At 65.5% G+C, this 13,576-nt stretch carries 5 protein-coding genes; 2 read left to right on the forward strand and 3 right to left on the reverse strand.

Annotation, left to right across the window (positions count from 1 at the left end):
• Positions 1 to 58: 58 nt before the first annotated feature.
• From RCH14_RS09665 to RCH14_RS09675, 3 genes are all read right to left on the reverse strand, one after another.
• Entirely contained in the window at positions 59 to 1,960 is a 1,902-nt protein-coding gene (locus RCH14_RS09665) for a DUF885 domain-containing protein (RefSeq protein ID WP_343025909.1), read from the reverse strand.
• A gap of 149 nt (positions 1,961 to 2,109) precedes the next feature.
• Entirely contained in the window at positions 2,110 to 6,276 is a 4,167-nt protein-coding gene (locus tag RCH14_RS09670) for a DEAD/DEAH box helicase (protein WP_343025910.1), read from the reverse strand.
• Complete coding sequence (locus RCH14_RS09675) at positions 6,273 to 8,213, reverse strand: prolyl oligopeptidase family serine peptidase (protein WP_343025911.1); 1,941 nt, start codon at positions 8,211 to 8,213, stop codon at positions 6,273 to 6,275. Before RCH14_RS09675 ends, RCH14_RS09670 begins: the two co-directional genes overlap by 4 nt.
• Positions 8,214 to 8,426: 213 nt before the next feature.
• Here RCH14_RS09675 and RCH14_RS09680 point away from each other — a divergent pair, with 213 nt between their 5' ends.
• Together RCH14_RS09680 and RCH14_RS09685 are read left to right on the forward strand one after the other, a co-directional pair.
• Positions 8,427 to 11,213, forward strand: a complete 2,787-nt coding sequence (locus RCH14_RS09680; RefSeq protein WP_343025912.1) for a type VI secretion system Vgr family protein — start codon at positions 8,427 to 8,429, stop codon at positions 11,211 to 11,213.
• Positions 11,210 to 13,558: a DUF3274 domain-containing protein gene (locus tag RCH14_RS09685; protein WP_343025913.1), complete on the forward strand. Its 2,349-nt coding sequence runs from the start codon at positions 11,210 to 11,212 to the stop codon at positions 13,556 to 13,558. The genes RCH14_RS09680 and RCH14_RS09685 overlap by 4 nt, the downstream gene beginning before the upstream one ends.
• Positions 13,559 to 13,576 lie beyond the last annotated feature (18 nt).

A 13,576-nucleotide genomic window follows, 5' to 3' on the forward strand; every position in this document is an offset into this window, starting at 1 on the left:
TGTTGCAGGAACAACATCGCCGGTGGCGGCACGCTACCGCGCCGCGTCCTTCACACCGTTACTGCATCAGTTCCGAAATCATCTTGACCGGCGCATTGCCGTAGCTCAAGAACTGATCGTGGAACGCCTTCAGGTTGAAGCGCTCGCCCAGTTGCGCCTTGCGGCGCTCGCGCAATTCCATGATCTGCTCGTAGCCGCTGTAGTAGCTGGTCAACTGGACCGACGTGAGCGTCGCGCGGCGCCATTTTTCATCGGCTTCCTGGCGCGTCTGGAAGGCCTGGCGCGTCAACAGGTCGATGGCCTGCGCCTGATTCATGCCGTTGACGTGCACGCTGTAGTCGAGAATCGTGTTGGTCACGCTGCGCAGGTTCCACTTCGAGTACATCAGCCACATCTCGGGCGCATTGTCGCCATAACCCGATTCGAGCATCATGCGCTCGCCGTACACCGCCCAGCCCTCGACCATCGCGCCATTGCCGAACAATGCCTTGATCAGCGACGGCGAGCGGTTCGCGTGCACCAGCTGCGCATAGTGGCCCGGAATCGCTTCATGGATGTTCAGGATCTGCAGGATCCACTCGTTGTACTCGCGCAGGCTGCTCTCGGCCTGGGCATCCGTCAGGCTGTCCATCGGCGTGACGTTGTAATACGTCTTGTCCTTGGCGCGGTACGGGCCGGGCGCATCGATGCTCGCGCCGGCCACCCCGCGCTGGTACATCGGCGTCTCGCGCACTTCGAGGGGTTTGCTCGGGTCGAGCGTCAGCAGGTCATGCTTGATCACCCAGTCCTGCAGCAGCGGGATCTGGCGCCGGATTTCGGTAAAGAAGTCCTGGCGCTTGACGTGGCGGCTTGATAACTTGTCGATCATCATCCCGATCTTCTGGAAGCGCTCGGCCGGCTTGGCCACGCCGGCCATGTAGCGCGGCCATAGCTCGTCCGAGATCTTGTCCATGTGCGTGAGCAGCTCTTCGCGCGTGGCCAGGGCCTTGCGGTAGGTCTGCTCGGCGCTGCTGGAGGACTGGATGTCGAGCGCGAACTTCTGCTCGTACAGTGCCTTGCCGATGCGGAACGGACGGGCCTGGCCATTGGCGGCCTGGCGCTTTTCCATGTCGCTCAAGAAGTCGACGTAGCCCAGCACCGCCGTGCCGGCATTGGCGATGCGCTGCGCGAAGATGGTCTTTTCCTGCGTGGTCAGGATCGATTCCTGGGCCGCCTTGCCCAGGTCGGCCAGGACCGCCAGCGTGCCCGGCGCCTGGCTGATCGCCAGCTGGGTATGCTCGCGCGTCGGCGTCTTGATCGACGCCTGCGCGGCCGCGTAATAGGCCGGTACGTCGGTCAGGCGCTTGAGGATCGTGCGCAGGCGCTGCGGTTTGGCCGCGTAATCGGTATTGAGAATCAGGTCGAGCGGCGCGGCGATGTTGTAGGCCGACGGATTCCACTCGAACTCGCGCCAGGTGCTCAAGGCCCAGCGGTCCTTTTCCAGCTTGTTGAGCAGCAGGACCAGGTCGGTGCGGTAGCGCGGCGAGAGCTGCTTCTGATCGAGCTTGCCGAATTTTTCCAGCCACTCGTTGGCAAAGGCGAGTTGTTTGGCGCGCGTGGCAGGGTCGGGCAGCGTCAGGTTCGCGGCCTGGTCGAACTTGCCGACGTAGATGCCGCCTTCCGGATCGACGCGCCACAGCGCGGTCAGGTACTGCATGCTCAGGGTGGCCATGCGGCGATCCAGGCGGCCTTCGCTGGCCTTCGCTGGCGCGGCGCTGTCACTGGCGCTGGCACTCTTGCTGGCAACAGCGGCGGTCGCGCCAATGGCGGCGGCGCCGACGACGGCCTTCTTGGCCTTGGTCGACTTCTTGACGACCTTGGTCGATTTCGCCTTGCTCTTGGCTGGTTTGGTGGCGGCGCTGGCCGGCGCCAGTGCGAAGCAGGCCAGCAAGGCTGCCAGCGCGATTTTCGTTTTTATCATCGTATTCGGCCCTGTAACAAGTGTGAATTCGTGATCCGCAACGGCGCGAATCGCGTGCAGGTTAGCACCAAACCCGCCGGTTGCGGACGGTTGAAACATTCCGACACGAACGGGACAAGGTGCGATCTTGGTGTTCTATCAAGGCAGCGCTACTTGCCCAGTCCCGTGCGCAGCATGTCGAGCATGTCCGCTGGCGACATGCGCGCGGCCATCTCGGTGCCTTCGAGCAGGCTGTCGGCCAGGTCGCGCTTGTGGCGGTGCAGATCGACGATGCCTTCTTCGATCGTGCCGCGCGCGACCAGCCGGTAAATCGTCACGGGCCGCTGCTGCCCCATCCGGTGCGCGCGGTCCGAGGCCTGGTCTTCCACCGCCGGGTTCCACCACGGGTCCATGTGGATCACGTAGTCGGCCGCCGTCAGGTTGATGCCCACGCCGCCGGCCTTCAGGCTGATCAGGAACATGTCGCCGTCGCCGGCCTGGAACGCGTCGACCCGCTTTTTGCGCTCCTGCATTGGCGTGGACCCGTCGAGGTACTGGTAGCGCACGCCCTGTGCGTCGAGATGCTGGCGGATCAGGGTCAGGTGGTCGACGAACTGGCTGAACACCAGCACCTTGTGGCGGTTCTCGATCAGGTCGGCCGTGAGGCGCGCGAACGCGGCCAGCTTGCTGCTGATGATGCCGGCGCCGGGCGCGACCAGCTCGGGATTGCAGCAGGCGCGGCGCAGCCGCATCATCTCGGCCAGGATCTCGATCGACTTCTGGCCTTCGGGCGCCTCGAGCGCGGCCAGCTTGTCGAGCGCCTGGCGCCGCAGCGATTCGTACAGTGCGCTTTCCTCGGCGCTCAGTTCGACCGGGATGACGATCTCGGTGCGCGGCGGCAGTTCGGCCAGCACCTGCGCCTTGGTGCGACGCAGGATGAACGGCGCGGTCAGGCGCCGCAGGCGCGCGCGGGCGGCGACTTCGGCGCGCCGGTCCTTCACCTTCTCGGACTGGGCTTTTTCAATGGGGCCGGCAAAGCGCAGCTGGAACTGCTCGGCGCTGCCCAATAAACCCGGATTGATGAAGCGGAACAGGTTCCACAATTCGCCCAGGTGGTTTTCCAGCGGCGTGCCGGTGGCGGCCATTCTAAAGTCGCCCTGCAGCGCCATTACGGCCTGCGAACGCTTGGTGTGCATGTTCTTGATCGCCTGCGCTTCGTCCAGTACGATGCTGTGCCAGCGGCGACCCTTGAAACGCGCCGCCTCCTGCTGCAGCAGGCCGTAGCTGACGATGACGACGTCGAACGGCCCGGCGTCGTCCACGGTCGCGGCGCGTTCGCCCGGTCCGAACAGTTTCAGGTTCAGCGTCGGCGCAAAGCGCGCCGCCTCGTCGATCCAGTTCAGGCAGACGGTCGTCGGCGCGACCACCAGCGCGGGGCCGTCCTTGGCGCGTGTGAGCAGCAGCGCCAGCGCCTGCAGCGTTTTACCCAGGCCCATATCGTCGGCAAGGCAGGCGCCCACGCCCCAGTGGGCCAGGCGCGCCAGCCACTCGAAACCTTCGATTTGATAGTCGCGCAACTCGGCCTGCAGCGTCGAGGGCAGGGTGGGCGTGAAGGCGGCGCTGTCGGCCATGCGCGTCAGGTGCGCGCGCCAGGCGCTATCGGCGTCGACGCTGCCGGCATCATGCGCCAGTTCACCCAGCGCGAAGCTGGCCAGCGCGTGGGTGCGGATGCCGTCGCCATGCAGTTCGCCATACGCGCCCAGTTCCATCAGGCGCCGGTGCAGTTCGTCGGACAGGGCCAGGTAATCGTTCTCGCCCAGCGCGACAAACCGGCTGCCGCTCTCGCGCAGCTTTTCCAGCAGCGTGCGCAGGCTCATCACGCGGCCTTCGTCGATCACGATGTCGCCGCTGGCGGCAAACCAGTCGCGCTCGCGCCGGATCTGGACCCGTACCGATTTCGAGGTGGCTTTTTTGGTGACGCGGAACGATTCGCCCTCGGGCCAGGCCACGACGATCGAGGCCGGGTCCAATGCCCTGAGCTCCTCGACCAGTTCGAGTGCCAGCATCGGCTGGCCGAGCAGCCATTCGCCGTGTTCCTGCTCGGCCTGTTCGAGCATGAGGCAACGCCCGACCAGCTCGCGCTCGGCGTCGCGCTCGCCATTCATGTCGCGCTGCGCTTCGGTGCGGATGCCGTCGACATCGGCGATCACGCTGGCCGCGCCTTCGCCAGGGCCGTAGTAAGCGCCGGCAGGCAGCGGGCGCACCAGCAACTGCATGCGCAGGCCCTGCTGGTAGGGGCGCAGGTGAATGTGCATGCGCGCATCGGCCGGCACCGTGTCGATGTCGGCGCTGCTCGCGCCGATGTCCGACTGCACGGTGACGCTGGAAGCGACCGCGCCGATGGCGCGCAGCACACGCCGCTCGGCCGACAGCGGCACGTCCAGTCCGGCGCCGACGATGGCGGCGATGCGGCGGTGCTCGTCGTTGATGCGCACCAGGCGCAGGCGCGTGGGCGTCTCGAGCGTGATGACCACATCGCCGTCTTCGTTGTCGAGCGCCGGGTGCAGCGTGATCGACACCTTGTCGCCCTGTTTTTTGACGAGCAGTTCGGGCTCGCCCGGCAGCAGCTCGACGCGCGTGCCGGGCGAGGCCATCCAGAACAGCAGCGGATGGCCGACCAGGGCAGCGAGCGCCTTGTGCACCTCGAGTTCGAAGCGGATGCCGCTGCCGGCGTAGTAACGGCGCCCGGCAATCGCATTGATCGCCTGCAGGTCTTGCGCGGTGAGGAACTCGAGCTGCGCGCCTTCTTCGGCCAGGCGTTTCAGGCCCAGCGCGCGGCCGCGGCTCCAGGCGCCTTGCGCATCGCGCTTTTGCTCGCGCGGTTCGATTTCCTGCACGCCCAGATGCGGGTCGTGACGGATCAGCCAGACCAGGCGCGATTCCTTGACCTGCTCGATGGTGAGGGCTGGCTGCAGGTTGATCAGCGCATTGAGCTGGCGCTCCCACGCCTCTTCGCGCGTGAACCAGAGCGCCATGTCGGGCAAGCGGTGGCGCTGGCGCACTTCGCCCGCGCGCGCCTCGTGAATCAGATAACCCGCTTGGCCCATCTGCGCCAGCACGCCGGCCAGTTGCGCCGACCACAGGTCGAACCCGGCCAGTTCGGATTGCGCCAGCATGTCTTCCAGGCGCGCCCGCTGACTGTTCAATGCGGGAAGCGCCAGCCAGTAGTGGATCAGCGCGCGGAATACGGTCGGTTCCAGCGACAGCTCCCAGCTGCGGGTGGCGAACAGGCTGGCGTCGACGGTGCCGCGCCGGATTTCGTGCAGCATGCCGAGCTGGAACCAGACCGCGTTGTCGGGCCGCTGCACGGCGCGTGTTTCGATCTCGAGCCAGGCGTCGGCCAGCTTGCGGTGCGCCGGTTCGCTGCTGCGCAGCAGGGCGGCCACGGCGATGTGCGCGCAATGGCCGCTGAAGGTGGCCTTGCGCTTGCCGGTCTCGCGCCGCAACTGCTTCAGCGCTGCTTCGACGCCCGCCAGGCCGCCGTCGACATCGTCGCGTAGAAGCTGGACGACGCTGCGCAGGAACAGGCCCGGTGAATCGGTCATCTCGGCGACCAGATCAAGCGCGTCGTCCAGGCGCCCGCACAGGATGTAGTGTTCGCCGAGTGCGCGGCGCAGCAGGCTTTCCGGGTTGCTGCGCGTGATGTAGCCCTCGGCGCAGGCGCGCACGGCCGGGGCCAGTGCCGGCTCGCTGCGCACATGCACCACCAGGACATGCAGCACGGTTTCGCGCAGGCGCGGGTGGATCCGATCGATCAGCGCCGGCGTGAACGGGCGCGCGCAGACATCGACCAGCGGATGCAGGTAACTCGCTTCATGGCAGGCCAGGCAGGCGTCGAGCAGCGGCGTGACGACGTCGAAGTCTTGCCGCGTCAGCAGCGCGATGCGCAGCAGGGCCAGGCCCTGGCGGTAACTGCGCAGCATCAGGTGACCCTGCCAGTCGCGGCGCACGGTCGATACTGCGCCATACGCCTCCGCCACCACGTCGAACAGGCCGCTGTCGAGGGCGAAGTCGAGCACGGGCCAGCTGGCCGCCGGGGCCAGCGCCAGCCCGCGTTCGTTGGCGTCGACCAGCAGGCCTTCGGCCTTCAGGCGCGCCAGTTCATCGGCCCACTGCGCGGCCGGCAACGGCGCATTGAGCGCCCGCATGTGCTCGAGGATGCGCTGGCGGCCCATCGGCTCGCCGGCGATCGCGAGCAGCGTCAGGATTGCGTGTTCTTCGGCGCTGCAGGCCGCCAGCTGCGCCCGCACGTCGCCTGGCAATGGGCCACTCTTCATGCGGCGAGATTCTCGATCTCGATGGCGGGCAGGTCGGCCGGCACGGCAATGCCGAACACGCGCAGGTAGAAATACAGCTCGGCTTCGAGCGTGCGCACCACGCTGTCGGCCTTGCGAAAGCCATGGCCTTCGCCTTCCAGCGTCAGGTAGGCCACCGGCAGCTTGCGCGCGCGCAGCGCGTCGACCATGCTTTCGGACTGCTGCGGCGGCACGACCTTGTCGTCCAGGCCCTGGAAGAAGATCATCGGGCTGCGCAACTTGTCGCTGTGGTGGATCGGCGAGCGCTCACGGTACACGGCCTGGGCGCGCTCGGGCGGCGCGGTCAGGTAGGCGTTGTAGCGCGACTCGAACTTGTGCGAGTCCAGATCCAGCCCGGCCAGGTCGGACACGCCGTAATAGCTGGCGCCGGCCTTGAATACGTCGTGGAAGGCCAGCGCCGACAGCACCGTCAGGCCGCCGGCGCTGCTGCCGCGAATCAGCAGGCGCTCCGGGTCGACCGCCCCGATGGCCGCCAGGTGGCGCGCACCGGCCACGCAATCCTCGACATCGACCACGCCCCACTGGTGCTGGAGCAGGTTGCGGTACTCGCGCCCGAAGCCCGTGCTGCCGCCGTAGTTCACGTCCAGCACCGCGAAACCGCGGCTGGTCCAGTATTGGGTGGAGAGCTTGAGCGTACTGGTGGCCATGCTGGTCGGGCCGCCGTGGCCGATCACGATCAGCGGTGGCAGCTCGTTCGGCAGCGGGGCATGGTCGTGATTGGCCGGCGCATAGTAAAAGGCGTGGGCGGTGCGGCCGTTGGCGCTTGGATAGCTGATCGGCAGCGGCACGGCCAGGTACGACGTGGCCGGCAATTGCGGAATCGAGTGCGCCAGCACGTCGAGCGGCGCGCCGGCCAGGTCGATGCGTGCCAGTTCGGGCGCAATGGTCGGCGCGCCGCCCAGCAGCGTCACGATGTCGCCGCTGATTTTGACGTCGCGGATGTCTTCATACGGCGTTTCCAGTGGCGTCAGGCTGCCGTCGTGGGTGGAGACGATGCCCAGGTGGCTCACGCCCATCTCGATATACGCGCACACGATCTGCTCTTCGGAACGGAAAGCGTACTGCGAACCGCCGAAGTTCCACTGCGGCACGCCGAATTCGGCCGCGCGCTCGCACAGGGCGTCGACAGCGTCAGCGGCGTAACGATACAGATTCCACCAGCCGCTGCGATCGGACACGAAGTGCAGCACGCCGCCAGGTGACCATTCGGGCTGGCAAATCGCTTCATCGGCCCCGCCGGCGATCAGGCGCCGGTTGACGATCGCGCCGTCGGCGGCCACATCGCCCAGCCACAGCGCGGTACCTTCCCACGGCATGTGCGGCAGCTCCCAGCACAGCCAGGCCAGCTGGCGGCCATCGGGCGACAGGCGCGGCGCGGCATAGAAGTCGCTGCCCTCGACCAGCACGGTCTCGGCGCCGTCAAAGCCCACCGCGCACAGCGTGTTGACCGGATAGGTCGCGCCGGGCGAATGGTCTTCGCGCACCGCCACCAAACGATCGCGCCCGGCGTCGAGCACGAAGTCGGCGAAGCGATGCCCGGTGTCGGCGGCCGTGACGGCGACCGGCTGGCCATCGTTCTCGACCCGGTACAGGCGGTTGTCCGCATGGTGCGAAAACCAGGCCACGCCGCCGCTCAGCAGATACGCGCCACCACCGTATTCATGCACGCGGCTGCGCACATTGAACGGCGCCGGCGTCAGTTCGCGCGTGCCGCCCGCGTCGTGCACCATCAGCGTCATGCGCCCGCCTTCGCTGGTGCGCCCCTCAAGCCAGCCGATGGCAGCGCCATCGGGCATCGGCTGCGCCAGCGGCACGGCGCCGGCAGCAACGACGGCAGCAGTGATCGGGGAAGTCCAGGCGCCGCATGGCGTGGCTTGTTTGCTGGTGGCAACGGTCATGGTGTGATCTCTCATTGGGGGAGTGCGCATTATAAGAGCTCAAGGTGAACGGTACGGGGAGCGCGCTAACCTTTTCCCGTGCTTTCAACCACCGCCAGCTGTCCCTGACATGCGCTTGCACAAGTTGGCGGCATTCGTGCCTCGGGATAATGGTTGCTTGCAGGCAGTAGCCTTGCCGTGCGCCCGAGGAGATCCACAATGGCAATTGACGATATGGCGAGCCTGCACCGCCTCGCACAGACTGTATTTGCAGCCCATAACCGCCCATTGCGCCTGATCCTGGACGGATGGCAGTCATCGCCTTTGTTGCCGCAGCGGGTGGTCGGCAGCGAGGCTGTCTGCGGTGACACGGAGGTCCGCCTGCTGTGTGTCGCCAACAGCGCTACCTTGACCCTCAAGCAATTTATCGGCGTGCCAGCCGAACTCCAGATCGTCACCGATCGCGGAGGATTGCGCCGTATATGTGGCATCGTGACCAGCGCGGTATCGGGGCAGAGCGATGGCGGCATGGCGACCTACCAGCTGGTGATGCGCGATGCATTGTCGGTGATGGAGCACAAGCGCAATACCAGGGTATGGCGCGACAAGAATGAACTCGACATCATCCGCCTGCTCGTCGGCGAGTGGCAAGCAAGCATGCCGTCAGTGGCGAGTACCTTCCACCTGCACATCGAAGCTAGCCTCACCAGCCGCCAGTTCCCGCCCCGCCGGTTCATCATGCAGCATGATGAATCCGACGCCAATTTCATACGCAGGCTGATGCAGCAGCGTGGCATTGCGTGGTTTTTCCGGCCGGGATTGGCGAAGGCTGCCGACAGCCTCGGGCATACGCTGGTCCTGTTCGGTGATTCCAGCGACTTGCGCCGCAATGCAGCCCACACGGTGCGCTTTCACCGCGATGACGCCACCGAGCAGCGTGACACCATCACCGCATGGAGCGGTATCCGCGAACTCGTACCGGGCATGGTGTCGTTGCACAGTTGGGACTACAAGCGATCGGGCAGCCCCGTGGGCATGATGGTCGGGTCGCCGTCGCTGGCCGATCAGGGCGGGTACGGCAGCGCCCTGGCTGCGCGGCTGGACGACTACCTGGTGGGCGCACCGCATCTGGGCGACAACACACGGGATCTGCAGGATCTCGGCGACGCCCGCGCGAAATGGCATGAGTATGCCGCCAAGCGGTTTACCGGCGAAGGCAGCGTGCGCGATCTGGCCGCCGGCGAGTGGTTTGCCCTCGAAGGTCACCCGGAAATCGGCTCCCACCCGCAGCAAGACCGCGAGTTCGTCGTCACCGAGCAGGCGTTCTGCGCCGATAACCACTTGCCAGTGGAAATTGGCGCGCGTGTGGAGCGTCTGTTTGAACGTAGCGGCTGGCCGCGCAGGATGGATCAGTCGATATCCTGCGCTGACGGGATGCCCTTGCGCTATGTGACGCGTTTTAGCTGTGTGCGCCGACGCATTCCCATTGTCCCTCCGGCGGCGCGCCCGGTGCGCCCTCAGTTGCAATCCGCCATCGTGGCAGGGCCCGAAAAAGGGGCAGTCTGGTGCGATGAGCTGGGCCGCGTGAAGGTGCAATTCATCGCGGCCCGCATGCCCGAGCATTCGCGTGCAGGCGGTGCCGGTGGTGCCAATATCGAGGGCAGCGGGCGTGATTCGGCCTGGGTGCGGGTTGCTTCGAGCTGGGCTGGGAATGGCCCCGGCAGCCATGGCCAGAGTGGTGCACGGCTCTTGCCGCCGGTTGGCACCGAAGTGCTGGTCGACTTTGTTGGCGGCCATCCGGACAAGCCGGTCATCATCGGCCAGGTGTACAACGGCGCCGCGCCGCCTCCGGCATTCAAACGCGAAGACGGACTCCCGGCGTCGCGTTACCAATCGGGTCTGCGCAGCCGCGAGGTACACGGTGGCGGGCGCGGCAACCAGTTGCGGCTGGACGATACGCCGGGCCAGATCAGCGCGCAGTTGGCGAGCGACCACGGCGCCAGCGAACTCAATCTCGGCTATCTCACCGAGGCGCGTCAAGACAATAGCGCCAAGGCACGCGGCGAGGGCGCCGAGCTGCGCACCGACCATGCCATTGCATTGCGAGCGGCGCGTGGAATCTTGCTCAGTGCCTGGGAATTGCTTGGTGGAAGCGGCAAAAAAGGTGCCCAGCTCGGGCGCGACGCTTACCTGGCGCTGCTCCGCGAATGCGGGGAGCTGTGCAGTTCTCTGGGCGATTACGCCGCCGACCATGGCGCGCTCGCACACGATGCGGCGCAACAGGACGCCCTGCTTGACCGCTTCAGGCAATGGGAGAACGGCAGCAATACGGCGTCGTCATCCGATCCAGCGGAAGAAACCAGCGAGCCAGTGATTGCGCTGACTTCGTCCGCCGGGATCGGCTTTGCCAGTTCGAAGGCAATCGTGAGCTATTCGGCCACCAGCATCGACAGCACGGCGCTGCAGAATCTGCAGTTGACCGCCGGGCAGCGGTTTGCGGTCAATGCCGGCGCTGGCGTGTCGCTGTTCGCCCGCAGTGGCGGTGTCAAGGTCATCGCCCATCAGGGCAAGCTGTTGCTGCAAAGCCAGCATGACGATATCGCCATTAACGCTGCCAAGAGCATGCAACTCAGCGCCAGCGACGGAACGATCACGATTGCCGCCAAGACCATCCTGCTGGTGGCCGGCGACGGCTCGTTTTTCCGGCTTGGCGATGGTCCACCTGTTTTGGGCAGCAAGGAACCGCTGAAATTTCACGGCGCGGAATTCTTGTGGGATGGCCCCGAAACGATGGATGCCCACCTGCCTGTATTTGAAAAAGCGGGCACCGACCTCGTGTTCGAGCCGCGCTTCTATCCACATCTCGATGGCGGTGTTCCTGCGCCCGGTCTGGGCTATCGCATCGATTCGGCAGCGGGCAGCAGCGAGGGCAATGTCGACGACGGCGGCACCACGCCGCCGCTCGAGCACGAGCAGATGCATCTTGCAAACATCGAGTTGCGCGAGGAGGGACAGGCATGAGCACAGCGTCGAATCCGGGACTGTACAAGAAGCTCCCATTCAGCCGGGGCGATGGCCAGGGCGTGACCCTGCCGGGTCAGGGCAACAAGAAGATCGTCGCCGCCAAGCACAATCTTCCAGGCTCGGTCATTCTCGTGCACGGCGTAAATGATGTGGGTGTGGCGTACGAGGCCGTAGAAGCAGGCCTGTGCACCGGGTTGACGCAGCGCCTGCGCGGTGACCTGCGGCCGGCAAGCTACCGCATGCCGCAGCAAACCGATCGCACACGGCTGGAAGAAGATCCCGACGCCGTGTTCTACAAGAGAACCATCAGCCCCGACACCCACAGCCCGGTTATTCCCTTCTATTGGGGATATCGCGAACAGGAAGGGCGTGTCCAGGACTGGCGGAAAACGTCACACGGCCAGGCGCTCGACCGCCATGGCAACCGGCTCGATCGCGACTACTCGAAAGGCGGCGGACCGTTCGCCAATGCGACCAATTCGCTGGCCGAGATGTGGAACCGTGGCAAGGGCGATGCGCGGGGAGCGCTCGACTGGGGCGCGCGCGACGCCACCCACCCGATCATGAACAATCCTGGGCGTCTGTACATGATTCTGGCCGCGCGGCGGCTGGCTGCACTGATTTCGATGATCCGCGACTACGATGAGAACGAGACTGTCTCGATCGTCGCGCACAGCCAGGGATGCCTGATCAGTTTGCTTGCACAGGCATTCCTGCTCGATCCGAAGATGAAGACCGACCAGCCCGGTGCTCGGCCTGCCGACACACTGGTATTGTGCAATCCCCCTTACAGCCTGATCGACGAGGCCCCGCTCGTGGCGGGCATGGTCGATGGTTACTCGGGCGCCGATGCGCAGATGACGACAGGAACGGATCGTTACCGGTCCATCAGCGGTGGCCAGAGCCTGCGTGCGCGCCTTGCCACGCTGGCCAATATCGTCAAGGGCGTCCATGCGGGCAAACATCCGGCCCCGCCATTGGCCGAGCTCGGCGACACCAGAAAGCATATGGGAGCAGTCGGACCCGGCTGGGTGGCTGCGGCCGATCGCGACAACCGGGGCAAGGTCTACCTCTACTTTTCGCCGGAGGACATGACGGTGGCGTTCGCTGGCGTCGAAGGCATCGGCTGGCAGGGCATTCCCGAGTTTCAGCGTGGCCATCGCCAGGTAGCGGCCCGCTCCCACTCCCGCTCGCGTGGCGGGCAGGACCGAACGGGCCGCTACATACCGGATACCGCCACGGTGCCAGTGCCAGTGCTGTTCCGTCCATTAGCGGAACTGGGCGCCGGTTTCTTCCAGCGCGTGTTCACGCTCAAGCGGCGACCGAATTTTAGTAAGGGCAATCCGGTCCTCGTCGGCCAGGCGCCGCACGACTTTGCACTGCGCCTTCCGGGCGAAGACGATCATGCCCACACCGCCGCCAGCGATTCGATGATCAGCAATCACGCGCTGCGCGAGCACTTACCGGAGCAGGACGATGCACCCGACGACGCGTCGGCAGAGGAAAGCATGCGTTTCGGCATGCGGCGCATCACGGGCGAAGCATTGGCCAGACCGGTACCGGCCAGCATGGGCGAAGGCGCGTTCCCGGATGCACAGCGCCGCTTCGGCGCCAGCGAGAATGTCGACCAGATCGACGCCGCGACGTCCGTGACCAGCGATTACGGGATCAGCGAATGCTGGGAATGTATCCCTGACCCGATTGGAATCGTGGCCTCGCTGGGCCGCTACAACCCGGTCGCCAGCCCCCGTCCCCTGTTGCACAGGGAACGGGTGGCGAAGCTGAACGAACAGCGATTCGCATTGACGCACCAGCGCAATCAGGGCAAGAAGGCCAAGGATCAGTGCGAAGTGATGCAGGTGTATGTCTGCCTGGGACTGGGATTTGATCGGCCAGTCGATCCCCCCAGGCTGCTGATCCAGCGCACCGAAACGGCGGAAGAGGCACGTCTGCGCTGGCAAAAGACCAGCGTGGCGCGATCGTTTCACAGCGCTGTGTTTGGCGGCCGGCGAAATCATGAGCAGGTGACGGCGTATGACGTGGCCATTGGTGGTGGCAAGGCGCCAACCGATCCATTGTTTTACAAGTATCTGTGCGCGGTAGCGGACTGGCGCTTGAAGAAGCCCAGGGGTAGAGATAAACCCCGGCCCGGGATTCTGACATGGGACGATTTTCAATTCGAGTTTGCGGCTTACTGGGCCGACGAACGTCCCTGGCGCAAAGCCTTAATCGAAGGTAATCAGGTGTATTACTCAAATGGCGCCTTGCCCGCGAATCTTCCCCTTCCTCCGGAAGGGTTACCTCGCTGTCTTGTTGTCGAATCGATGTTGCCGACCCCTTGAACCTACCAGGCAACGCGA

Source organism: Massilia sp. MP_M2 (assembly GCF_039123635.1).
Lineage (GTDB): Bacteria > Pseudomonadota > Gammaproteobacteria > Burkholderiales > Burkholderiaceae_D > Telluria.